At 55.1% G+C, this 23,092-nt stretch carries 19 protein-coding genes; 6 read left to right on the top strand and 13 right to left on the bottom strand.

Going from position 1 to position 23,092, the window contains the following annotated elements; all coding sequences use genetic code 11:
- Nucleotide 1: 1 nt before the first annotated feature.
- Nucleotides 2-1,060, bottom strand: a complete 1,059-nt coding sequence (locus tag VNX88_24625; protein HWY71875.1) for a DUF481 domain-containing protein — start codon at nucleotides 1,058-1,060, stop codon at nucleotides 2-4.
- A gap of 539 nt (nucleotides 1,061-1,599) precedes the next feature.
- On the opposite strand from VNX88_24625, the gene VNX88_24620 reads away from it, so the two are divergent.
- A complete protein-coding gene (locus VNX88_24620) occupies nucleotides 1,600-2,286 on the top strand; it encodes a hypothetical protein (GenBank protein ID HWY71874.1) in 687 nt (228 codons plus the stop codon).
- Between the two features lie 255 nt (nucleotides 2,287-2,541).
- Here VNX88_24620 and VNX88_24615 read toward each other — a convergent pair whose 3' ends face one another.
- Nucleotides 2,542-3,456: a hypothetical protein gene (locus VNX88_24615; protein ID HWY71873.1), complete on the bottom strand. Its 915-nt coding sequence runs from the start codon at nucleotides 3,454-3,456 to the stop codon at nucleotides 2,542-2,544.
- Between the two features lie 592 nt (nucleotides 3,457-4,048).
- On the opposite strand from VNX88_24615, the gene VNX88_24610 reads away from it, so the two are divergent.
- Nucleotides 4,049-4,867: a hypothetical protein gene (locus VNX88_24610; GenBank protein HWY71872.1), complete on the top strand. Its 819-nt coding sequence runs from the start codon at nucleotides 4,049-4,051 to the stop codon at nucleotides 4,865-4,867.
- Between the two features lie 241 nt (nucleotides 4,868-5,108).
- Here VNX88_24610 and VNX88_24605 read toward each other — a convergent pair whose 3' ends face one another.
- On the bottom strand, nucleotides 5,109-6,029 hold the full coding sequence (locus VNX88_24605; protein HWY71871.1) for an OmpA family protein: 921 nt from the start codon (nucleotides 6,027-6,029) through the stop codon (nucleotides 5,109-5,111).
- Between the two features lie 1,088 nt (nucleotides 6,030-7,117).
- Between VNX88_24605 and VNX88_24600 the strand changes: the two genes are divergently transcribed.
- From VNX88_24600 to VNX88_24585, 4 genes are all read left to right on the top strand, one after another.
- A complete protein-coding gene (locus tag VNX88_24600; protein ID HWY71870.1) occupies nucleotides 7,118-7,852 on the top strand; it encodes a hypothetical protein in 735 nt (244 codons plus the stop codon).
- 225 nt (nucleotides 7,853-8,077) lie between these two features.
- On the top strand, nucleotides 8,078-8,785 hold the full coding sequence (locus tag VNX88_24595; protein ID HWY71869.1) for a sigma-70 family RNA polymerase sigma factor: 708 nt from the start codon (nucleotides 8,078-8,080) through the stop codon (nucleotides 8,783-8,785).
- Nucleotides 8,785-9,432: a zf-HC2 domain-containing protein gene (locus VNX88_24590; protein ID HWY71868.1), complete on the top strand. Its 648-nt coding sequence runs from the start codon at nucleotides 8,785-8,787 to the stop codon at nucleotides 9,430-9,432. Before VNX88_24595 ends, VNX88_24590 begins: the two co-directional genes overlap by 1 nt.
- 137 nt (nucleotides 9,433-9,569) lie before the next feature.
- Entirely contained in the window at nucleotides 9,570-10,877 is a 1,308-nt protein-coding gene (locus VNX88_24585; GenBank protein ID HWY71867.1) for an amidohydrolase family protein, read from the top strand.
- A 3-nt stretch (nucleotides 10,878-10,880) separates the two neighbouring features.
- Here the strand turns inward: VNX88_24585 and VNX88_24580 are convergent, their stop codons facing one another.
- The 10 genes from VNX88_24580 to VNX88_24535 all read right to left on the bottom strand — a co-directional run bounded on the left by VNX88_24580 (nucleotide 10,881) and on the right by VNX88_24535 (nucleotide 23,059).
- The gene (locus tag VNX88_24580; GenBank protein ID HWY71866.1) at nucleotides 10,881-11,885 is read right to left on the bottom strand and encodes a radical SAM protein; all 1,005 of its coding nucleotides are present in this window, start codon (nucleotides 11,883-11,885) and stop codon (nucleotides 10,881-10,883) included.
- 520 nt (nucleotides 11,886-12,405) lie between these two features.
- A complete protein-coding gene (locus VNX88_24575) occupies nucleotides 12,406-12,651 on the bottom strand; it encodes a CDGSH iron-sulfur domain-containing protein (GenBank protein ID HWY71865.1) in 246 nt (81 codons plus the stop codon).
- Nucleotides 12,652-12,831: 180 nt separating this feature from the next.
- Nucleotides 12,832-15,045 (bottom strand): glycogen debranching N-terminal domain-containing protein, encoded by a 2,214-nt coding sequence (locus tag VNX88_24570; protein HWY71864.1) that lies wholly within the window; start codon nucleotides 15,043-15,045, stop codon nucleotides 12,832-12,834.
- Nucleotides 15,042-16,118 (bottom strand): glycosyltransferase family 4 protein, encoded by a 1,077-nt coding sequence (locus tag VNX88_24565; GenBank protein ID HWY71863.1) that lies wholly within the window; start codon nucleotides 16,116-16,118, stop codon nucleotides 15,042-15,044. The genes VNX88_24570 and VNX88_24565 overlap by 4 nt, the downstream gene beginning before the upstream one ends.
- A gap of 115 nt (nucleotides 16,119-16,233) precedes the next feature.
- Nucleotides 16,234-17,361 carry a glycosyltransferase gene (locus VNX88_24560; GenBank protein HWY71862.1) on the bottom strand — a complete coding sequence of 376 codons (1,128 nt, stop codon included), beginning with the start codon at nucleotides 17,359-17,361 and terminating at the stop codon, nucleotides 16,234-16,236.
- An 8-nt stretch (nucleotides 17,362-17,369) separates the two neighbouring features.
- Nucleotides 17,370-18,455, bottom strand: coding sequence for a glycosyltransferase (locus tag VNX88_24555; GenBank protein HWY71861.1), 1,086 nt, complete (start codon nucleotides 18,453-18,455; stop codon nucleotides 17,370-17,372).
- The gene (locus VNX88_24550) at nucleotides 18,452-19,570 is read right to left on the bottom strand and encodes a glycosyltransferase (GenBank protein ID HWY71860.1); all 1,119 of its coding nucleotides are present in this window, start codon (nucleotides 19,568-19,570) and stop codon (nucleotides 18,452-18,454) included. Before VNX88_24550 ends, VNX88_24555 begins: the two co-directional genes overlap by 4 nt.
- On the bottom strand, nucleotides 19,567-20,661 hold the full coding sequence (locus VNX88_24545) for a glycosyltransferase family 4 protein (GenBank protein ID HWY71859.1): 1,095 nt from the start codon (nucleotides 20,659-20,661) through the stop codon (nucleotides 19,567-19,569). Before VNX88_24545 ends, VNX88_24550 begins: the two co-directional genes overlap by 4 nt.
- On the bottom strand, nucleotides 20,661-21,950 hold the full coding sequence (locus tag VNX88_24540; GenBank protein HWY71858.1) for a TIGR04295 family B12-binding domain-containing radical SAM protein: 1,290 nt from the start codon (nucleotides 21,948-21,950) through the stop codon (nucleotides 20,661-20,663). Before VNX88_24540 ends, VNX88_24545 begins: the two co-directional genes overlap by 1 nt.
- Nucleotides 21,950-23,059 (bottom strand): GDP-mannose 4,6-dehydratase, encoded by a 1,110-nt coding sequence (locus VNX88_24535; GenBank protein HWY71857.1) that lies wholly within the window; start codon nucleotides 23,057-23,059, stop codon nucleotides 21,950-21,952. Before VNX88_24535 ends, VNX88_24540 begins: the two co-directional genes overlap by 1 nt.
- Nucleotides 23,060-23,092: the final 33 nt, after the last annotated feature.

Below are 23,092 nucleotides of genomic sequence, written 5' to 3'. Positions count from 1 at the left end.
ATTAGAACGTCCATCCCAGGGAATTGGTTATGCCGAGTTCATTTTTCTTCGACGTGCTTATAGGAGGACGAGAGTCAAAGTTGTCCCAAAATGAGAAATCAGTGTGAAAATTGTTGACCAGCTTTACGGAAAACGTTGTCTTTGTACTCGCGCGGATGCGGCCAGTATCGGAGAGTCCCGGGAAACCGTAAAGCTGCGAGAGCAGTGAGTAGCGCGAAAAACGAAACAGTTGATACTTCATCCCGAGTAGTGCTTCTATGTTCTTGTTCGTGGGATTGCTAATCGTCGACTCAAACGTCTCATTCGTGAAAACAAGACCGAAGATACTTTGAAACCGTTGCCGGTTTGTTCGAACCCAGTAGCGGCCAAAGCCACCGCCGAGAGTGGTGCGAAGGTTCAACTGCTGTTGGGAGCTATGGAGGAAGTCGGCCAATCCTATCAAAGACGAATTTCTACTGAGAAAACGTTCACCATAGGTTGTCCCTTGCCACAAATTTGTCTTGGAAGCCCCTGATTGACCGCTGAAGGAAGTAGTGAGTGCAACCCCAGTATTCCATTTCGTGCTCAGGTAATCAGCGTTGGCACTACTGCTGACTTGCGTTTGATCATTGCCGCTGGTGAAGTTGTAGCCGAGATCAATCGCGCCCGCGAGCTGGTCCCAGAAGTTCTTCTTTTTCGACTCAATATTGACGACATTCGCGGCGTGAGTGCTCACTTCCTGATCGGCGGTGCGAATCTTGAAATCTGCGCCCGGGGAGCCGTCGGAAGGGACCTTCTCGATGGTTCCGGCGAGACGATCACCATTCTCGAGAGTTATTTGATAGCCAGCAGCGCTCCGAATCGTTGCTACCTCGTTCCAATCCACTCCAAACGCATCGGAAACATATTCAGGTTCGATATACAAAACTCCTTGCTCGAGCCTCTTTACCTCTCCGGTAATTCGATCTCCGTTCTTCATCACGACGATGTCGTGTCGCTTGGCCTGCGCCGGAAGACAAGAGAGAAGAAGCAGCAACAGGGGAGGAAATCGAATCGCCCTGCGCGGAGTGTATTGCCTCATTTGCATGCTCCAAGTGTTCCTGTGTATGAGACGGTATTCATGACAACTTCCTTCCCGCGAAGAAGTGCATAGGTTGCCGAGTAGACGAGTTGGACTGAAGCAACTGCTTCAACTTCCCAGTTCAGATTTAGTGGCAAAAGCGCAGGGCAGATACTGGCAACTTTGCCAGTGTTTAGGATTCTTGAGCGGTGACCAGTCCAGCTGAGATGCATAGCAACTAAACTGCAGACACTGCACACGCTCTGGTAGAACTCAGCACGGGCGCCAGCCAGCATGTCGTGCAGCCAGTTGGAACATCGCTGCAGGCGCGTCCACAACGGCTTGTGGGCTTCAGAACGACAGAACCACACTGGTAATTGGGAATGGTCGCAGTCTCGGTCGAAGCTCGCACCTACGGCAGTCTTTTGTGGTTGACTCCGCCTTTTAAAGGATCCGGAGGCCTACCTTTTTTGCCAGTTCACAGACTTCGATTCATCCGATGTAGTTGCTGTCGCGGCGTTTGTTGGTGTCGGGGTGCGGCAACGGCAGGAGGTGCGTTGATGAGTTGCGTTCACAATCGAAGCGCGTTGATTTCCGCCACCGCAGTTATGGCGCTGCTGCCGGTTGTGGTCGCGCAGTCCGAACTGCAGACGCGCACGTTGGTGATAAACGGCCAGAGCGGGAAAGCTGTGATTTACCGAATCAATAACCAATCCTTCATTGACCTCGAGTCGCTTGCCCGCATCGGCAACGGTTCAGTGAGCTTTCACGGAGATCAGATCATTCTGACACTCCCTTCGTCTGCCGCCGCGGCTGTTCCTGACAGCACACTGCCTCACGAAGGAATGACGCGGCCGTTCATGAGTTCGGCTGTTCAAGACTTGGCTCTCATCAAGGATTGGCACACCAAGTTGGCCTACGCCATTCAACGAGGCATACCTGGAGACGGCAGCCGGATTGTAGTTCTGCATGATCGCGCAGCCGAAGGGCTTCGGCTAGCCAGCGTGGACGCCTCCAGTCACTCAGACCGGCAGGCCCTGCAGTTGTTGACCAATAACTTTAATCAGGTCGACCAGTGGAAACGCAAACTCGTGGATGCGCGCAAGTCCATGAGCTCAGCAAATTACTCGCTCACTCCAGATGCTCTCGAGAAGGATTCGGAATACCAGAAAATCGTAAGCTGTAATCAATTCCTCGGCACGATGCTGACTGGAGGCCAATATCAGGACAACGCGTCTTGCCATTGAGGATTTCCGATTGTTCGTTGACGCAGGGCCGGGCGGGTTCTATAAGAAAGGCGATGTCAACAGTCGACACATCTTGCCCGCTTGTCATTTGGTATCGAGTCACCTCCATTGTCACCAGAGGATAAGAGTAGACATACGTCTCACTTCCAATTTCGTAAGTCTCCCCTGAGCTGGCGTGGCGTCCGAGTTGTTGTCTATTCAGGTTGTTGTGTCACCATGTCGTGACACTCCTTTAACGAGAAAACCAAGGAATGATTAGCTTTTCTTTGCGGGCGATTTAGGGAAAAGAAATGCAATCTGCATCCTCAGGCTCCATGAAGAACCACCAACCGGGTGGACAGCATTTCCATACAACTGGGCCGCGACATTAACGGGCTGGAACCCGAGCCGGAATACTCGCCCCACGCCACCCCCGACAGGCACGATCCATACATTGCCGCTGGCAGCCTGCCAGTTCGCGGTGACGATCGGTGCACACGAGAGGTACCAACCCTTTTTTAAGTTGTAGTTGATGAAGTACTGGAGAGTCATCTGATTGACTGAGGCGCGATCTGAAGGACCAGCCACTGACCACGCGTTATTCACCAGCGCTCCAACGGTCCACGCACCGGGTTGCACGAGAGCAACAACCGAAGGTCCCATACTGAGCTTTCCTTGCCCCAACACCTTACTGGTGGCTGTGGGCAAAACGAATACCGGACCTGCGCCCCAGATCAGCTTGTGTGGCTTGGAGGGCGAGAAGAAGAAAGTTGGAGTCATGTCCCCAAAGCCGAACACGCCTACGTTGCTCTGCACGTTTTGAGCTGCAAAGTACGCAGGCGTGTTTGCCTCGATGCCGAACACTTCCAGGTTGGTCGTACCCGGGGCAGGTTGCCAGATGATAGGGGCGATCCAGCGGATTATCAGGTTCCAGTTCTGACTCGCCTCTATTGGAATGACCGGCTGGATATTCAGTACATTCTGTGTGCGATCAAACGGACCAATACCGAAGTTGCTATTGTTCTGAATCGGAACGCTGATGAGACTGGCTACCGGGTTCTGAGTTGCCTTCTGCAAGTCTGCCGTTTCGCCCGCAGCCGCTTGTTCTTGCGCCCAGCCAGGATTGCCACCCAATAACAGAGAACAAACCACCGCAGCAATGGTCCCGACTATTCTTAGTCTGATTCTCATCTACTTGGTTGCCTCTTCGCCAAGGATTTCTCGGGCGTCGTTGAGGGCTCCGCAGGGTTCAGCATGAATCCGAATGTCGATCGCGAGCCTTATGGCACTCACGACGCACCATAGTGCTTGGATAGCTTAGCGATAACTGTAACTTGTAACAGCGCCCAGCTCTCATTTTGGGAACTTCATGCCGTGATCGCCAGCTCATGGTTGGTCAGCAAGAAACAAAGTCACAGAGTGCCGAAATGAAACGTGGGGTACACGGGAAGCAGAAGGAAATCGTAACGCCTGGGTCTACGGGTCCAAGCCGGATGGAGACCGAATCATCGCGGTAATCGACGGCAGCGCCGCAATTCTGTATCCGATGTCCGCGCTGAACTACACCGTCGAGTACTGATCAAGTGCGGAGACTGGCAGAAATGAGAGTTTCGAGACCGCGCCAGTGCTGTCAAGATTGCTGTGTATGTTCTTTGAACCTCTTGTTGTTGCTCACTGCCCGTTCCCAAAAGTCTGACTCTTGGAAAAACTCCGATTCTGTTACAGACGATGTGAGCGCGAAAACCCTTTGTTCGCGGAGAGCTTCTAAGATCCGAGTGGGAGAATGAAGGGTTTAATCCTTACCGTAACCTGGCTGGCCACCCTTCGAGCGCCCTTCGCTCTCAGTCAAACACCCCTCCCAAACGCGGCGAGTTCGCAACAGGCCGTGAGGACAGAAAATCAGGTTGGTGGCTGCCTCAAGCCGGTGCGGCTGTTTGCGATTGAGGATTACAACGGACCATTCAAGAGAGTCGCTTCATCTCTGGTGCGCAGGGTGGAAAGCCAAACGGCCATGAATCCGCAGACTGGAGGAATGAGAATTTGTCCGTTAACACTTCGGCAAAAGTTCACTCTCGCTGCGCGAAACAGTGTCGAACCAGTCACCTTCATCGTTGCAGGATTCAGCGCAGGAATCTCGCAAGCCGCAGATTACGATTCGCAGTTTGGGCAGGGCGCATCCGGGTACGGACAGCGCTTTGGAGCTGCGCTGGCCGACAATACTGCCGGAGAGTTCTTCGGCACATTTCTTTTTCCGGTCATCTTCCGGCAGGATCCTCGTTACTATCGCGTGCAGGAGGGTGGAACCAAGCAACGTATGGGGCATGCGCTGGCCCACATATTCGTCACGCAGAGCGACTCCGGAACAAGCATGTTTAATTACTCGGAATGGCTCACAGTAGTGTCCACCACAGCGCTGAGCAACGTGTACCATCCTGGGAATCGCCGAGGCTTCGGACCGTCGGCCGGCCAGATGGCCATCACCCTCGGAACAGACGCAGGCTTCAACCTGCTACGAGAGTTCTGGCCCGAAGTTAGCCGGAAATTTAAGCTGCCCTTTCGCTCACCGCAACCAGTGGCTCGAGCGCCCGATAATCATGATTAAACGCAGGAAATCGAAGTCTTGAAGACTCTTATGCAAAGGCTCTGCCTAGCCGCAAGAGGGTGCGCCATCCGCCCATTTGGATCTCTCAGCTTCAGCGACTCCGGCGAAGGTCGGAACGAAGTAGATCCAGGGCGCGCGGGGCATCCTACAACTGAATGGTTGTAATAGCTCACGCGCAGGTGGCACAGCCCCCAAACTGCGCGTGAGTTTACTGGTCTGCTGGCACCACGAGCAGCAGGTTCTAGCTCCCAGCGACTCCTTTGTTAACCAGAACCTTTACCTCGACCCGACGATTTTCGGCCCGCCCCGCCTTCGTCTCGTTGGGAGCCCGCCCTCCGTACTCGCCCATCGCGCCGGGAGCGATGATGTGCCGCACTGGAATCCCTCCCTGCTGCATCAACCAGGTCACGACTTGCTTGGCGCGATCTTCACTGAGTTTTGTGTTCATGGCTGCGCTGCCCGTCGAGTCGGCATAGCCGACCACCTCGACTATGTAACCAGTCAGTCCCTTGGCAGTTTGCGCCAGCTGATCGAGTTTCCCAGCGTCCTCCTTCGAGACCTCGGTGCTGCCGACTGCGAAGTTAACCGTAGCCTCGCCTTTCAATTCGAAGTCTGTTAGGGCGTTGAAACGCCGCGTGTGTTCCTCGATCGTGCTGAGGTTCTGCTGGATCTGTTGTCGATTGGCACCGGTCTGTTGTTGATTGGCAGAGATGTTTTGCGTGTTCACCCCGAGCTGTTCATCGTGGACTCCCAGTCGTGCATTGTGGGTAGCGAGGGTGTCCACGTTTTTTGCAACCTGTTCCGCTGTGGGATGCAAGCCGGCCTGAATCATCTCAGCCGTTTCCAGATCGTCGCCGTCGGTAATTATTTGTGTGGCTACGACGCGGCCCTGGTCATCGGGGGCTCCTTCAACCGACACCTTCAAACCGGGTATCAGGACGGTGCTGCCCAATTGGTCTTTCCGAAGGCCGAAGAGGCCTTTTTTGTCTGCAGTTTTAGTGTCTTCCGTGACAACCACGGTGACTTCTTTTCCCGCATCTGTCTGCACGATCAATGTTTCTCCCGTGCGCGTCTTGATAATGCCATTGACGTCATCGGCAAACGCACCCAGGCATAACACCAAGAACGAACCTACAACCGCAACGATGAATCTTTTGTACATAGTTTCTCCATATCTGAATGCTGTTGGGCTCCCCAACTCACCGGACCGTGTGGCCTGGGCACTCCAATTTCATGGAGGCACCCGTGAACGGACGCCGAGACGAAAGGGACCTACACTGAGAGTGCATCCAGATCGCCCGGAACGCTACTGTAGGAACTAGCAGTACACGATCTTGACTTTGCCTAAGCAGGTCGGTGGATAGGCTGCGGCGCGAGAAAGCGCCCAGATGCGTACAAAATCGTGCCGTTTTAGTTTCCCTCTCGGGTATGTGCCTCACGGAGGATGCTGACAATTTCTTCAATGTCGTCCAGATAGAGAACTGCGGGCGGTCCCGCGGGAGGGCACCCACTTCTTTGGTTCTTCAGCAGAAAAGATCAGGAATTCCTCGATCAAAAGCGGGGCACCCCGCTTGTTTCAGAACAGCACTCTCCAGGCCCCAAAAACTCTTGTATTTCAGTACTAAGAAATCTAAGCACTCCGCTAAGTGCAAAGAGTCCCGTACATGTAATTCCCATTGTGGCAACTTCACAAACAATTAAGGTGAACAATCTGGAACTTATTTCGACATAATGAGATCCTAGGAAGTTGCCGGCTCTTACCTCCCTGCTCTCACCTCAACACCGCGCGAGAACGGGGCACCCTGCTGGTTGGAATTGGACACAAGAACCACAATGGGAAAGGCTGGGCCACCCGTCCACCCAGTTGGTTGGAACGGACACAAGAGCCTAAACGGTAAGAAGCCGGCCACCCGTCCTTCCGAGAACACATTGAAATCATAAAAGCGTCCTTGCCAAACGGTTCCTGACGATCTTCCCACAGTGCGATTTGCGACGCAGATTTCTTTCGAGCTTTGCGCAGCGGACGCCGGGCAACCGCTTGCTTGAGCGCCTGCATGACAATCGATGGATCCCCTTTTTCCGGTTCGCTGATCAATAGATGAATATGCTCTGGCATCACCACTAACCCGATCACGTCAAATTGATATTGCCGGCGGACCCGCTCGAAGACCTCTAAAAAAGTGTTGCGGGCACGAATACTTCCCGCTCGCGAGCCAAATTCTGCTAGCCGGGAGTATCCTCTTTAATGTGATGAAGCTCTGCTTTCTTTTGGTGACGATTGCAATATCGGTGCTTGCGTCAGCTCAAACTTCCTATCCACCTGGCAATCCACCCACTTCTTCTCAACCTGCTTCACAGCCACCGGCTGCAACTGCCGCAAATGCTATAGTTCCGTCGAACCCAGGCGATCTCGCCACCATGCTGCAGCGGATCGAGCAGGAAACGGCTGGGCTCAACGCTGATGTCGGAAAGCTCCGAGTGGAGAAGTGGAAGATTGACTCCACGACCAAGCGTCAGGCCTCGGAGAACATAGGCTCCATTCAACGCAATATAACCGGAGCTCTGCCAGGGCTCATCACCGCTGTGCGCGCAGCGCCGCAAAGTCTGGCCGCCAACTTCAAGCTTTACCGCAATCTGAATGCACTGTACGATGTGGTCGCTTCGGTCAGTGAATCCACAGGCGCGTTTGGTAGGCGCGAGGAATATGACTTGATGTCCCCCCATGCCGCAGCCCTGGATGCGGACCGGCGCAACTATGGAGAGTATCTGCAGCAGGTGACCACCACCGCTGACGACCGTCTCGCCGCAGCCGAACGAGCGCAGGCCGCTGCCATTGCCGCCCAGCAACAGGCTCCTCCTAAGAAGATCGTCGTTGACGACAACGAGCCGACTCCGCCTGCAAAGAAGAAAAAGACAGCGAAGAAAAATACCGTAACTGGTTCCGCCGCAGCCAGTTCAGCCTCAGGAACTTCCACGCCAAAGTGAAACTAAAGTAAGCTTGCAACCACCCGTTGAATACGGTTCTCTATAACAGCAGAGTTTGGAGAGTTCCTGCCGCCTCGTGGAGGCGTGCCGGGCGCCCCCTCGGAATGGGAAAAGCACCAGCCATTCCGGGAACTTTCCTTAGGACCCTGGGGTCTATCCCTGTAGAGGTTGTCTATCGCAGAAGACGGGGAGACCTGCTAATTTATGGGTAACGCCGTGAGAAGCATGGCGGGAGTTACTACGTTGGCAAACCTCGCAAGTGCGATTTCGGTACGAGCCGCGGAGGCGTCGATTATCGCCGAACTGAAAGCTGGCTCGGAAGAGGCCTATGAATGGCTGATCGCACACTACCACCAGCCGGTATATGGACTGGTCTATCGCATCCTGAATGATCCTGCCGACGCGGCGGATACAACTCAGGAAGTTTTTCTTAAGGTCTTCCGCGGGATCAAGCGCTTCCATGGTGAAGCCAGCTTGAAGACCTGGATTTACCGCATCGCGCTGCACGAGGCGTCGAATCAACGCCGCTGGTGGTTCCGGCACAAACGCCGCGAGACCACAATGGAAGCGCCGACCGGCGAAGACGAGGGTCAGGGATTCGCGCTTAAAGAGACCCTGGTCGATGAGCATGACTCGCCCTTCGATTGCGCAGCGCACGAAGAAGTTCGTACGAGGGTCGAGCAGGAGCTGGCTCAGGTGCCCGAACCGTATCGCACAACCGTGGTCTTGCGCGATATCGAAGGACTGTCGTATGAAGAGGTCGCCGAGATCCTGCAAGTTTCGCTGGGCACGGTGAAGTCGAGATTAATGCGCGGGCGGTTCGCGCTAAAGAAGCGTCTGGAGAATTATGCCAGACAAGCGGGCCGCGATCTGGGCCTCAAGGTTGCATGCCACGGCGCGCAAGTGGCGTCACTGGAGGTTGGAAGCGAGTGATGGACTGCAAACAAGCCAAGTCGAAGTTCTCTACTTATCTAGACGGGGCCGTGAGCGGTCATGAGATGCGCGCGATTTCCGCGCACCTGGAAAACTGCGGCCCTTGCCACACGAGTTATCTCTCCCTGCAGCGCGCGCAGGCCCTGCTGTCATCGATTGGGACGCGCAAGGCGCCCAGCGATCTTCCGCTTAGATTGAAGATCGCGATTCAGCAGGAGCGCTCGCGCAGCGCGGCTCGTACTCTGCAAAACATCGGGCTCAGAATCGAACACGCGATCAATACGTTTATGTTGCCCGCAACCGCCGGTCTGGTAACCGCCGTGATCATGTTCGGCGTACTCATCGGCTTCTTCGCTCGTCCCGAAATAGGAAACGATATTCCGACTTCGCTCTATACGCCTCCACGGCTCTCGGCCGGACCCTATGAGATTCAGGGAATCGATGGGCCCGTGCTGATCGAAGCTAACGTCGATGCCAGCGGGCGCGTCCTCGAGTACCGCATCCTCTCGGGCCACGACTCCGACGCGGTGCGCGTAAAAATCGACAACGCCCTGATCTTCACCACCTTCGAACCCGCCCGTGCCTTCGGACAACCCGCCAGTGGTCATGTGGTGTTGGCGTTCTCGACTGTGAATGTGAAGGGATAGCTACTAGTTACAGAAGACAACAAACGCCGGGTGTCTTCGCCCGGCGTTTTCCGCCACCGCCGGCCAGGGCGCCTCACGCTCCATTCTCTTCTGATACATTGTCCGCTTGTTCAATTCAAACTCTGGGCGAGGATCGGATGCGAATCCGCATTTGCGTTTCGTTGTTAGCTTTCTTTCTTACATCATGTTCAGCCTTCGCGCAGACTGCGGCGCGGAATGTCACCGTGTTGCGCTGCAGCAAGCTGCTTGATGTGCGCCAGGGCATTTACATCACGAATGCCACGGTGCGCATCGAGAACGGCAAGATCGTTTCCGTAGAGTCTGGAAACGTGCCGTCTCCTGGTGTACCGCGGATCATCGATGCTCCGGGCACCTGCCTGCCGGGATTGATCGATGTCCACGTTCACCTCACTAGCGATCCGGAAGAAGGCGGATTTGGATACGCCGAACTCGGGAACTCTGTTCCGCGAGAGACAATCTTTGGCGCTAAGAACGCGCGCAAGACGTTGATGTCTGGATTCACCAGTGTCCGCAATGTGGGAGCAAGAGGCTACGCCGATGTCGCTCTGCGCGATGGCATCAACGCCGGCGACATCCCGGGACCGCGTATGCAGGTTTCGGGCCCGGCGCTCACCATTACCGGCGGACACGGCGACGATAACCTTCTTCCATACGAGTATCACCACTCTGGTCAGGGCGTTGCCAATGGCCCGTGGGCTGTGCGCGAGAAGGTGCGCGAGAACGTCAAGTTTGGCGCCGACCTTATCAAGGTGCTGGCCTCCGGCGGAGTACTCTCCAAGGGCGATACGCCGGGAGCGCCACAGTACACACCCGAAGAATTGAAGGCAATCGCGGACGAGGCGCACAAGCTCGGACGCAAAGTTGCGGCCCATGCACACGGCACGCAATCCATCAAAGAAGCAATCCTCGCCGGCATCGACACCATTGAGCACTCGAGCCTTATTGACATCGAAGGCATCGCCATGGCCAAGCAGCACCACACCTACCTTGACTTCGATATCTATAACGACGATTACATCCTCGCCGAGGGAGCCAAGCACGGCATGCTTCCCGAATCGATCGAGAAAGAAAAAGGAGTCGGAAGGTTACAACGCGAGAACTTCCGTAAGGCATTTCAAGCAGGAACGCTCATGGGATTCGCTACGGATGCCGGAGTCTATCCGCACGGCGACAACTGGAAGCAGTTTCCCAAAATGGTCGAGTGGGGGATGAAGCCAATCGACGCCATTCGCGCCGCCACGCTGAACGGAGCCGACATCATGGGCTGGTCGGACAAAGTGGGCACGATTGAGAAAGACCATTTTGCCGACATTATCGCTGTCGATGGCGACCCATTAGCAGACATCAACGTAATGGGGAAGGTGAAACTCGTGATCAAGGGCGGCGAAGTTTACAGGAATGACTTTGCCGCTCGCAGCCAGTGAACCTCATGCGACCTTCTGCTGCCCACGCTGCCGTTTGCGCATTCGCCACTTTCGGATCTGCATCCCCGCCCTGTTAGACACCTCGAAAACCCTTCCCGCTGTGAGTCCTAATGCGAGGTGATGCTTTCCTACGGCGGCAAGACCCATGGAGGCTACACAACCGCACTGCGAACAGTCTGGATCACCGCCATACTGACAAGGCGTGACTTGCGTCTTTAAGTCGGCGGAGATTATCGTCGTGGTCTGCGCGAAGACGCACTCCTTCGGGGAAGCGGGAGGATGTGCGAATTCCATCACCTGCGCCTTGAACATGTCCAGCTTCTGGTGAGTCGTTCGCAGCCGCAGCAGTTCCTCGATAGCCTGCGTGCGCTGTACCGGCGAAAGAATCTCGGCGGCCACCTCTCCACGCTGCGGTGTGAACATGCTCATCCACACTTTGCCAACCTCTTCCTTCGCCGCCCAAAACTGGAGAAACTCTTCCAGGTACCTGGGACGATCCATCATCTGCGCGGTAATGGTGCAGTGCACGGTGATCCGATGTCCGGCAATATTCTTCAGAATGCGTTCGTAGGTGGCGGGCTTGCGGCGGGCATCGTGCTCCGGCTGCAAGCCGTCGATGGAGACAACGATTCCCACGCGCTTCATGCGTGCCCACTCGAGCGGTAGCGGCCGAAAGGCACTAGTGACAATTTGTACGAAGATCCCGCGCTTCTCCAGCTCCGGCAATAGGGCGTCTAATTCCCGGAATCGCACCAGTGGATCGCCACCCACGAGGGAGAGATGCAGCGGACGATACTCGTCCACCAAGGCGAGGACGTTTTTAACCAAAGTGTCTCCGCGCTGGTCGGAAAGGTCGCGGAGGTTGGTTCCGGGCGCCACGTGGCCCTCGGCATACGCATAACAGCCAGGACAACGCAGCGGACACTCCTTGGTAATCTCAATCGACAACGACGGCTTGTAACCGGCGAGTATCCTTCCCCATGCCTGAATTACTTCGTTTGTCTTCACATTTCCTCTTTTACAAGTGCCTTGTGAGTTGGTTCAGTGGCAGGTGTCCCGAAACGGGCAACCCGATACTAAGGTGAGATCGTTCTCTGCGCTGTTACGTGACTAACATAATCTGCTGCAGAGCACGGCCTGAAAGTCGCAACAGTCCTCGAACGTTGACTGTGTGTCGTTCAGGAGAGAGGCTGCCATGAAATCGGCGATTACGATTACAACGAGGAAAGCTAAGACAAGAACAAACGGCCGTACGGATTTCGTAGCCGTCATCTCCGGAAGCGGGGAGATCAGCACGTAGAGAATGGCAGAGACAACAAGCAGTAGAATGAGCGTTCTGACCCGGGACGACACTATATCCACAATACGCCGTATCCGTGTAACTGTCACACCAACACGTTCCTCTGTTGTGCCCACATTCTCGATGCAATGTACTACCGATTCCGGTTTGCCCATGCCCTTTCTAGCGTCACCCGTATATTGCATTGACGCTGCTTGCGACGACACTTGTTGAGAGCCGTTGCGGAGCTTAGATTTTGGTCTGGGCTGTACTTTGCTCTGTCTCGCTGCGTACTGCTGCCTCGGCAGCCTGGAAACCGAGTTTGCTGTGCGTACCGTCGCAGAAGGGCTTGTTCACTGATCCACCGCACCGACAGAGTGAGAATGCTGGTTTCCCGCTGAGGTCCCACTCTCGACCTTCGGCATCCACGAGCTTCACTGGTCCTTCTACTCGATACGGTCCGTTGGGTTTTACGGTGATCTTCACTTCCGTCATAATCGGCCTCGCTTTCTGAATTCAAGTGTAATTGAGCTCCGCCGTAGCGCGTGGCGGCCTTCACTTGAAGCTAATCAACTCGATTGCGCATCCCACTGTAACTTGATAGACCTTCCATTATTGAACCAGGATGAGGTGACACCTGAGCCGCATGAGAAGGTTCGCTGGATTGGCGCACTCTTACTTTCTGAAAGCAACATTAATCAGCAACTTCTCGCCACTCACGTCTACAACGTTACAAAATGTGCGTTCTCCGCTGCGGCTGAAGTCCAGAGAAACGCGACTCTTCCCGATGCTCAGATTGCGGATGCGTAAGTAGTCAAGCCAATCCGGCAGCATTGGATTCACGATATTCAATTCTTTACGCGGCGCCGAAGGTCGAATGCCGAGCAGCGATGTAAGCAGGAGGAAGAAGGCGCCCGACGCCCACGCCTGCGGAGAGCATGAAACGGGGTAGTGAACCGGCTCGTCATTCTCGTGGCGCTGCACTCCGCAGAAGAGCTCAGGTAGACGGTAGTCGCGAAAATTCAGCGACGCCTGATAGAGCGATGTAAAGATCTCTTTGACTTCATCCCTGAAGCCATAAAGCGCCATCCCATGCGCAACCAGCGAGTTGTCATGAGGCCAAACCGATCCGCGATGATAGCTGAGCGGATTGAACACGCGTTCGGAGCGCGCCAGCGTTCGCCATCCCCAGCCAGACTGCATGTCGTCGTGCATGAAGCGCTGCACTACTAGGCGTGCACGGTCCTTTGCAATGCTTCGAGTGAAGAGCAAATGCCCGGGGTTCGACGAGATAACTTCAAGCGGCCTTTTCGCGCTATCCAGGCCCATGGCATAAAACCCCTCATTCGGCAGCCAAAAGCTCTTTTCGATCCGCTTTGCCAACTCTGCGGAGGATTTTCGCAGCTTATCTGCGCGCGAGGTGTCGCCGAACAGGCGCAAAAGCTGAGCCATGCGGTACTGGGCCTCATGACAGTATCCCTGCACCTCTACCAGCGCGATCGGAGGATTGGCCACGCTGCCGTCGCGATGCATGTTGGCATCCCAGGAATCTTTCCAACCTTGGTTCGTCAGACCCTTGGGGGAGCGGCGCTTGTACTCGATGAAGCCGTCGCCATCCAGGTCACCATAGTTCTCGATCCACTCGAGTGCAGCGTGAGCTGCCGGAAGCAGTTCTTCGACTAAGTCAGCGTCACCGGTCCAATTGAACGTCTCGCTCAGCAACATCAGAAAGAGGGGGGTTGCGTCCACCGATCCGTAGTAAGGACCGAAGGGCATTTCGCCGGCGCGCGTCATCTCACCGCTGCGGTACTCGTGCGGAATCTTTCCGGGCTCCTCGTCGAGCCAATCGTCGGAGCGTTTTCCCTGGTATCTGGCGAGAACGCGCAGCGTCTCGCAGGCGAGGCGTGGATTGAGCAGCAGCGACTGATAGGCAGCTATCAGCGAATCGCGCCCGAACATGGTCGCGAACCAGGGGACGCCCGCAGCCACAACGTGCTGATCGCCATCCGGAATCTGGAGTGCGTGAAAATCGGCGGTGCAGGTACGCAGGGCCTCGTCAAAGATGTCGTTGCTGCTCTTGAAGCTGGTAGATTCCTGCTCCCATCGCCGGTACGCGTCGCGTCTTTCTCGAAATCCCAGCACGACGCTTTTTCCCTTCGACCGCGGGGTCCGGCCTGCAACGTGGCAGGTGACCGTGTTCAAAAGCTCGCGGAACCCGGTCGCCGGGACTTTCAACTTCCATCGCAGTACGTTGTTGTCAATTTCGTCTGGCGTGGTCTGAAAACAGAGAATCGTTTCGCGGCTCACGTTGTCCAACCCGAGATAGGAAAAGATCAGTGAATCTCCTCGCGCTATCGGACGGTAGTAGTGGCCGGACTTGTGACGGGCGCACCCCCGAACCTGGAAGACATCAACGAAGTCTGCTTCCACGGCGATTTCGATCAGCAGTTCGGCTTCCGACTGATTGAAATTTGAAACCGTAATCGAGTCGTAGAGTACATCGGACGCCAGCAGTTGCTGGCGTCGAATGTGAATCGTGTTCTCCGGCAGATCGAATGAATTGATTTGCGCGAGAGTGCTGGTCGTGAGCTCTATCTTCGAAGCAAAAGTGTTCTCTGTGCTGGATGAGAGCACGACCGTCCTCTGTCCGCCAACCCTTAGCTCCAGACGGCTGAGGAAGCGCGTATCGTCGTGAAAAAAACCGACGTCCGGAGCTCCTGGGGGTGTGATATCGCCAGAAACCGTGGTGGAGAGAAAAGTCTTGCCATCGATGAGCGTGAGATTGTTGACTTTTCTCGGTTCGTAAACCAGAAACCCCAATTGTGGCTCAGGATACGGAGAAGGTACCTCTTCGAGTTCCTCGAGGGGAATTCGAGTTGCCGTGCTCATGCCGCTGCCCCGGGCTCCAGCGACAGAGAAACTGTCTCGTCCTCGGCAAGTGCTCCCTCGTCGCCGATCAATGATTCATAGAGGCTGATGTAGTTCTTCACCATCACGTCCACGGAGAAATTCTCTTGTGCGTAACGACGAATCATGGTGGGCGAGATGGACAGATTCCGAACCCGCTCCACCATCTGATCTACGCTGTTGCATACGTACCCAGAGATGCCGTCGCGAACAACCTCTTGCACCGAGCCGCCGGGCAAAGCTATCACTGGCGTACCACAAGCCATGGCCTCGATCATCACCAATCCGAAGGGCTCGTTCCACTGAATGGGAAAGAGCATCGCCATCGAATTGGAGAGGAGTTCGTTCTTCATCTGCATGTCGGCCTCGCCGATGTATTCAATCAGCTTGCCATCGATATGTGGCTTGATCTGTTCTTCAAAATAACTCCTAAAGATCGGCTGTACCTCTCCGGCGATTTTAAGCGGAATTCCGGTCTTTTGTGCCACAGCGATTGCGAGGTGCGTCCCCTTTACCGGCGCGAGCCGGCCGATGAAGCTTAGATACGTCCGCTTCTCTCGCTGAAAGGGATAGTCCGGAATCGAGATGCCATGATGTATCGTCGTCATCTTTGGCATCGCTTCGAGCGACTTCTGAGCGTCGCTAATGGTGACGTAGTTAACGTCAGGGTAAAAAGAATAAAAATCGCTCAAAGTCGTCTGGCGTGGGTGGTGGATGGTGCAAACAAACGGAGTGCTCACGAAGCTGGAGGCGGAGAGGCCGGGAGCGTTGTTCAAGTGGATGATGTCGCAGTCGTGCATCGCGTCTGACACCGCCCAGAAGGTGTGGTTAACGTCCTTCAAGTTCGAAAACATCTCGTCCTGCAGCGGCCACTCTGATTGCGGATAAAGCGAGCGGACCTCGGTGCCAACTTTGGAATCGCCTGTCGCGTACACAACAACGTCAATTCCCTTTTGTTTCAGGCCCTCGGCGAGGCAGCCCACAAAAAGCTCCGTCCCTCCGTACTTTACGGGGGGAACTGGGATGAAAGGGGGAGCGATCAGGGCGATTCTCATTGAACTCCTTTTAGGGCCGGACTGGCTCGGCAGTTAATTGGAAACGGTGCAAACTATTTAGATGCCGGAAGTTGGGGAGGACGTTGGCGCAAGATAACGTGCACTAATGGCACGCCTAAGAAACCGGTAGAGCGGCGACCTCATCCAGCTGAATGGCAGAAATAGGCTTTTCACGGCCCTGTTTTGCAACTGAAATCGCGTCTTCAAATTGTTTTGCGCGGATCTCGCTAGTGTGCTCGGAAAGGACCCGAGTCTGAGCTGCCTCACCAATAGTCCGGAGTTGCGATTCCGGCAAGGAGAGATATTGAACGATATCTTGTGCATCGACAGGCAGTAGAATCTCACGTCCTGCGCGAAAGAACGAATCGAGGCCCGACCAATCATCAGAGACGATCGGCGCTCCACAAGCTGCAGCTTCGAACAATCGCACAGAAGGCGAATAGCCCGCAATTACCATCTCGCGGCGAGTGACGTTCAAAGTCAGTCGCGAAGATGAATAGAAAAGAGCATGCCATTTTGGATTCAGATGGCTGATCCTTCGAATGTTCTTTGGCCAGCGAATCCTCTTCGGATATTGTGACCCAGCCACTATAAAAGTTTTCTTCGGCAACATCACGGCGGCACCTACCAGCAAGTCTTCAAGTTTGGCTTGACGGTCCGGGGCGTAAGTCCCCATATAGCTGAGATCGCAGGCGAAGCGTTTGTTCGTTGCGAAGCGACAGTACTCGGCCGGGTCGACTGAGCAGTACAAAGGGAACCCGAGTTTTGCTCCAAACCGATCTTCGATTTCCCGAAGCAAGGGTCCACCCGTGAAACTGAAGTACACATCGAGTCCTGGCACCTGCTCCGCCTTCAAATATTCGGCTTTCCCCTTCTCGCGCAGCGCTGCGATTGTGATCGGTGTATCGATGTCATAGAACGTTTTTACTGTCGCCCTGCTGTTCAGTAATTCGTCCACGGCTGTGATTCCGTCGGGAAAGTATGAGCCAACCATGCCCACATCGGCACTGTCGAGCTCTTTTCGCGCTCTAGGGAGAGCCTCTGACCAGAGCCCGTAAAGCACCAATTTGCAGTAACGAGGATCGGGAAGATCGCGATTATCGGAGTACCAGTCAGTTTCTCTTTCGAAGAACACGATTTCGTGTTTGCGGTTGTGAAGGGCCTTAAGAAGGGCGCGGAAAGTAGTTGCGTGACCATTGCCCCAGGCGGAGGTAATCGACAAACCAAAAACGACGATTTTCATGGACAATCCTATGCTACGGCACTCTGCTGGTTTCCGACTCGAACCAGCAGTTCCGATACCTGCGCCGCACGTTGCGCATAGGTGTGGCCATGCAAAGCGCGCTGGCGCATGGCGCTTCCAATTTGCCCGGCCCGCTGGCTGCCGGTGTCTCGGAGCAAAGTTACGATTTCACCAGCCGACGATGCCAACAAGATTTCCTCGCCGGGTTCGAAGAACATTTCAATTCCCGTCCATGCGTCCGTGATAAGACACGCCCCTGCCCCAGCGGCTTCGAAGATTCGCGTCGGAGGAGAGAAACCAACGCTGGCCATGGAATCGCGATTTAGATTTAGAACCACGCGCGCCGAGCAATTTACGCGGTTGTGATCCGCAGTGCCGACGTGTCCAATCCAGCGAATGTTTCGAGGCAGACGTTTCCCTTCCCAACCTTCGCCCCCCAAAATGAAATGTAGATCTGGAGCGAGTTCGGCTGCCCCAATAAAGAAGTCGGCCACTCGGCGTTCCCGGTCTGGAAGACGATTGGCAACAAGGACAAGATCGCATTCCACGCAATGGTCTTTTGCTACCGGAAAGTGAGCCTCCGGATCGAGGCCGTTATAGATGGGAAAACAATCACGAGCCCCTAATCGGCAGTAATGGTCGACGACGGGTGGCCCTCCCCCGTATGTAAGGATGAGGTCGTACTCAGGAATCAGCGACCGAAATGGATCGCTTCGATCATGCTCAACACGCGCCAGTGTAGCGGGGGCATCGACGTCCCAGAAGACGCGGATCGCGTGGCTCTCGATTGTTCGAACTACTGCAAGCTCAAGCTCAGCATCGTCAGCACCCACGCCGCTGTGCTTGACGATGAGATCCGCCTGGGCAGCTTGTCTGAATAGCTGGGGAAGATCTGACGGGCTCGAATAGACAACGCTTTCAACATAACTGTAGTCGCCAGAATCGCGGTGCTGCTGCCGGTCGTACGCATCCGGCTCAGCAAAGGTGATCTCGTGTCCGAGGCGGGCAAGATTGCTATAAATTCCGCGGTAGTAGGTCGCGGCTCCGTTCCAGTACGAAGACGTGATGCTGGAACCGAAGACGAAGATCTTCACCGCAGACTCTCCTCGTAGATACCGATCAACTGCTCGGCGCGATGCGTACAGGTATGGCGCTTCTGAACCGTGTCACGCCCATTTGCCCCGAGCTGATCACGGGCGCCAGCATCTTTGAGAAGGTCCTGGATCGCCGCGCACATCCTTCGACCATCAGGCACGCACAGGAAATCCTGTCCGGGCCGAAACATGTTCTCAGTGTCTGCCCATGGGGAACAAAGCAGCGGGGTGCCACAGGCAAGTGCCTCAAAGACGCGGATCGTCGGAATCCCGCTCAGGCCATTCGCGTATTGACGTCGGGGAATGTGCAGTGTAAGAGCGCTCTTACTATAGGCCGCCGGAGCCTTTAGATTTGGCAGGTATCCGCGATATTCGACTCCAGACTGGCGCAAATGTTCGAGAACGCTTTCCGGATAACGGACTCCATATGCCACAATACGTCGCCCCTGCAATGTGCTGGCCGGTCCCAAGAAAAATTCGGTTAGCTCTCGGGTGCGCTCATCGTCACCCCAATTCCCAATCCACAGGACATCGATATCTCGCTTGGCGAGTTGCGGGGCAAACACATCGGTGTCTGCAGCTTCGTGAAACGTCCACACACGCGTTACACCAAAGCCTTCGGCGTAGATGCGCCGAATCGCTTCGCCGAAAGCCAGTACGCCATCGACCTTGTGCAAGTGGAATCTCAAGATCTCTCCGGGACGCGTGTACGCACGGTGATGTGTGTCGTGAAACAGAGCTCTGAACCCGTACTTCTCCTTGAGCGCAAGAACCTTATTCGCAACGGAGGGCTCGTTCCACTCGTGGATGAGAACCAGATCCACGTCCTTGAGCTCCTCTTCCAGATAGCCACCCAGTGTCGTGTCGTTTCTATAGAAGTGGATGTCGAGTTCTGGATAGATCCGTCGGAAATCGTCGACCGCCTCAATCGCTGTTTCACCCTCATGGCGGATCAGATTGGCAAGTGACCATGCTCCAAGCTCTTCAAATGAGCGAACCCGATGACCAAGACGCACCAATGCTCGCGATAAACCACGGAGGAAATGCGCGTTGCCATGGTTCCAGTCAGATACGAGCGAATGCGCGAAGATCCCAATTCGCAGCTTGCCATTCAAGCGGCTGCAACCTCCGAATGAATTAGGCGACGGTAATGGGTTAGATAATTCTCTGCCATCTTTTCGGACCTGAACTTCGTGCGCGCTCGGTGGAGGACACGTTGTCCATATTCCGAACGCCGCAAGGGGTTAGATGCAAGTTCCTGAATTGTGAATACCAGGCTCTGAGGATTGTTGCGCTCAAAATAGATGGCGTCCTCCCCCCATATTTCCCGGAAGCTAGCAAGGTCGTTTGCGACAATCGGACAGCCGGAGAACGCGGCTTCCAGAGGCGCGAGTCCAAACGGCTCGTACCGAGAGGTGGCCAGATACATCGAAGCGCCTGCAAGTAATTGCCGAAGTTGCTTCTCAGATTGCTGCCCGATTGCGCGAAGTTTGGCTAGGCGTCCCATGGATTGTGCCGAGGCTATGGCTCCTTCAGGACTTTGCTCGGAGCCCACCAAGATCGTCTGCCACGGCAGATCATCTCGCAACAACAACGTAGCTTGCTTGCCCGCGTCCCAAAGGCGTCCGATTGAAAGGATGTAATTCTGCTTTGTGATATCGGAGTCAAACAGTCGCGGGTCACGGCCGTTGTACACGACCGCAGCCTTCAGGGGTTCACTGTAATGGAGACAGACCTGGTCCAGCATCCATCGCGTAGGAGCAACAACGAGGTCGGCTCGGTTTAGGCCGCGAATCACATTCTCGCGGTAATGCCGAATCCAATCGTTTGCCGGCGGCTCGACGCCGTGCACGGCAACCCACCAGCTGACGACATCGCTGTGCGCTACAACAACTCGCGGTTGCTCGCAATCGAGTGTCCCATAATAGAACTGGTTGAAGTGCAGTAAATCGGGCTTAGTTTCAGCGACAAGAGATCTGAGGAATTCGGCCGACTGCTCTAGATCGGATTGCGCGTCCTGCATCCATTCCAGACGGAATGCAGTCGGGTAGTACGACACCGCCGGAAGGTCCTCCAGCCACTCTGATTGCTCTGCCGATGGGATCTCCCCAAAGCTCACCAACGTGATCCTGAGGCCAAGGCGAGAAAGCTGCGTGACCAGTTCGCGGGTATAGGTCCAGACCCCTCCGATCGTATCTGCAGTCATCAATACATGCATTCGAGATCCTCGATAGCGGCCGGCTGCTGCTCCTGAATATCGCTGAAGCCCTTGTCCTGAAATTGCGACATGTAGAAGTGGTGCGCTCGCTCCCATGCATTATCGTCGGGCGACTCACCAAACGTTTGCACAAACAGTGGACTGCCAGGAAACGGGAACATCGGGACAGGTTCGCTAACCCATACATCATGCGATTTCAGCTGATCCTGCCACTGACGAATTTGAGCCTTGTTATCGTGCTGCGTCAAAATTAGATTTGCCTGTACCCATGGGATTCGTTGGCGCGCATAGATTAATAGCTCGCCAATCCGGCGCGTATCGATTCGGCAATTCTTTTTCAGCCCTTCCCTGCCCTGTTCAGTAATCGATTCAATCCCGCACTCCATGGAGATGCAATGCGCGCGGCCGAGAAGGTCCAGCGTCTCCTCGGTCCAGAGATCGATTCGGGATTGGAAGCCAATCTTCACATGTCGTTCTGCGATACCTTCGAGTAAACGCAAAACGTCCTTCCCTACCCCAAATATTTCGTCGATGAAATAGATGTAATCCACGCCACGGGAGATCAAGCAATCGATCTCCGCCAGAACGACCTCAACCGAGCGCTCACGGAACTTGTCGCGGAATAGCGTCTTATTGCAGAAGGTACAGGACCACGGACATCCGCGCGCGAATTCCAGCTCGGCTCCACGTCCATGGCCGCTGAAAACATGATGGCGATGGGCATGGAGTTCCACTGGGTAATTGTGGAAGTCCAGCGCACCAAGAGCCTTCATGTCTGTTACCCCCAGGTCGGAACTAATATGTTCGCCCTTGCTATCACGCCAGCAACACCCTGAGATCTCGTGCCAAGGTTTAACAGCAAGCTGCGGCAAAGTCTGATCTGGTTCTCCGCGCAAGGCCACTTCGCATTTCGTCTTGCGCATGGTGGCGCTTGGTGTTGCGGAAGGGTGAGGACCGATCGCCACTGTTACGCCAGACCGTTGCAGGGCTGCGAACCACTCCTGCGGGACACGAAGTTCCGGGGGCGGGCAGCGCCAGAACAAGTACGATGGCGCCGTCGGAATTACCAGGAAGTCAGGCCGGAAGTCGCGAACACGGGGCGCAACGTCAGTTGTGCTGAAATTCTCGACCTGAGCGTCGAGTAATAAGGCTTCGCCCCCTGCCGCGACTACTTGATCAAAGGCGAACAACAGCTCTAACGGGTAGTGTGGCTCCTGGCAGCCGAAATATGTGGAACCGCCGAAGTCCCAATTTGGGTTAACAAACGCGTACCTCATTATGCCGCGCTCTCAAGCAGGGCAGCCGGTAATGGCTGCTCGATCTTGTGGTGAGCGGGAACTCCGCCAAATAGCTCGCGGTGATCTTGCCAGAATGAGTAAATAGCTGCTAATGTCTCGCGAACCGACGAGCGCGGTTTCCACCCGGTGTGACTTGCGAACTTGGAGTAGTCGCTTACGTATATGAGCTGGTCTCCGGGTCGACGCGAACTGGTTGTGTACCGGATGCGCTCGCCTGTCAGACCTTCGATCTCGTCCATCAGTTCCAAAAGAGAAATCGCGTTCTCCGAGCCGCCGCCCACGTTGTAAATCTGACCCGACGATCTGGGGAGCGATGCTCTGACCGCAGCAAAGGCGCGCACGAGATCACCTACATGAAGCACATCGCGAACTTGACAGCCGTCTCCGTAGATTACGAGCGGATCGCGCCGCAATGTGCTGTAAAGGAAGTGAGCTAACCAGCCCTGATCTTCATTGCCGTATTGCATTTCGCCAGCAATACAGGACATGCGGAACACTACCGTTGGTAGTCCATACATTCGGGAATACTCTCGAACGTATTGATCCGCTGCGCCCTTGGAGCAGCCATAGGGAGAGTGGAAGTCGAGTGGCTGTTCTTCAGAAACGCACTCCCGATTCACGTATGCGTAACGTCGGCCACGAAGCTGGAGCGGCTCATTGATCATCTCTCCGTAGACCTTATTCGTCGAGGTAAATAGCACGAAGGGTTGATTGCCGGAACTGCGGGCACCTTCGAGGACGTTGAAAGTCCCCATCGCATTTGTCTCGAAGTCATATCTCGGATCAGTAGTTGAGCCTGTAACCGCAACTTGAGCCGCGAATTGATAGATTTCGGTCGCGTCTATGCAGGCCCGCTCAACCGCCGATGCATTCCGCACGTCACCAATCGTGACCCGCAGTCTTCCCGATGATCCTGCTGCTCTTTTCAGCAGCGCCAAGTTATGCTGCACACTGCGACGGGAAAGATTGTCGAAGACATGCACACTTGCATCAGTCTCAATCAGCAGATGGCGCGCAAGGTTCGCACCTATGAAGCCAGCACCCCCAAAAATTAACGCCGATCGCTTCTCTGAACGTTTACTGTCCATGACTATCCGTCTCGTGTCCTAGATTTAAAAATT

Source organism: Terriglobales bacterium, from assembly GCA_035567895.1.
Classification (GTDB): domain Bacteria; phylum Acidobacteriota; class Terriglobia; order Terriglobales; family Acidobacteriaceae; genus Gp1-AA112.
The sequence above is the reverse complement of the archived record's forward strand: the minus strand, read 5'-3'. Positions and strand labels throughout refer to the sequence as shown.

What these genes read in the sequence shown, in the direction of transcription:
- VNX88_24610 (HWY71872.1), top strand. Translation starts at nt 4,049, where the DNA reads ATGAAGGGTTTAATCCTTACCGTAACCTGGCTGGCCACCCTTCGAGCG.
- VNX88_24535 (HWY71857.1), bottom strand. Translation starts at nt 23,059, where the DNA reads ATGGACAGTAAACGTTCAGAGAAGCGATCGGCGTTAATTTTTGGGGGT.
- VNX88_24625 (HWY71875.1), bottom strand. Translation starts at nt 1,060, where the DNA reads ATGAGGCAATACACTCCGCGCAGGGCGATTCGATTTCCTCCCCTGTTG.
- VNX88_24590 (HWY71868.1), top strand. Translation starts at nt 8,785, where the DNA reads ATGGACTGCAAACAAGCCAAGTCGAAGTTCTCTACTTATCTAGACGGG.
- VNX88_24575 (HWY71865.1), bottom strand. Translation starts at nt 12,651, where the DNA reads ATGACGGAAGTGAAGATCACCGTAAAACCCAACGGACCGTATCGAGTA.
- VNX88_24620 (HWY71874.1), top strand. Translation starts at nt 1,600, where the DNA reads ATGAGTTGCGTTCACAATCGAAGCGCGTTGATTTCCGCCACCGCAGTT.
- VNX88_24565 (HWY71863.1), bottom strand. Translation starts at nt 16,118, where the DNA reads ATGAGAATCGCCCTGATCGCTCCCCCTTTCATCCCAGTTCCCCCCGTA.
- VNX88_24600 (HWY71870.1), top strand. Translation starts at nt 7,118, where the DNA reads ATGAAGCTCTGCTTTCTTTTGGTGACGATTGCAATATCGGTGCTTGCG.
- VNX88_24615 (HWY71873.1), bottom strand. Translation starts at nt 3,456, where the DNA reads ATGAGAATCAGACTAAGAATAGTCGGGACCATTGCTGCGGTGGTTTGT.
- VNX88_24585 (HWY71867.1), top strand. Translation starts at nt 9,570, where the DNA reads ATGCGAATCCGCATTTGCGTTTCGTTGTTAGCTTTCTTTCTTACATCA.
- VNX88_24545 (HWY71859.1), bottom strand. Translation starts at nt 20,661, where the DNA reads ATGACTGCAGATACGATCGGAGGGGTCTGGACCTATACCCGCGAACTG.
- VNX88_24605 (HWY71871.1), bottom strand. Translation starts at nt 6,029, where the DNA reads ATGTACAAAAGATTCATCGTTGCGGTTGTAGGTTCGTTCTTGGTGTTA.
- VNX88_24540 (HWY71858.1), bottom strand. Translation starts at nt 21,950, where the DNA reads ATGAGGTACGCGTTTGTTAACCCAAATTGGGACTTCGGCGGTTCCACA.
- VNX88_24560 (HWY71862.1), bottom strand. Translation starts at nt 17,361, where the DNA reads ATGAAAATCGTCGTTTTTGGTTTGTCGATTACCTCCGCCTGGGGCAAT.
- VNX88_24570 (HWY71864.1), bottom strand. Translation starts at nt 15,045, where the DNA reads ATGAGCACGGCAACTCGAATTCCCCTCGAGGAACTCGAAGAGGTACCT.
- VNX88_24595 (HWY71869.1), top strand. Translation starts at nt 8,078, where the DNA reads ATGGCGGGAGTTACTACGTTGGCAAACCTCGCAAGTGCGATTTCGGTA.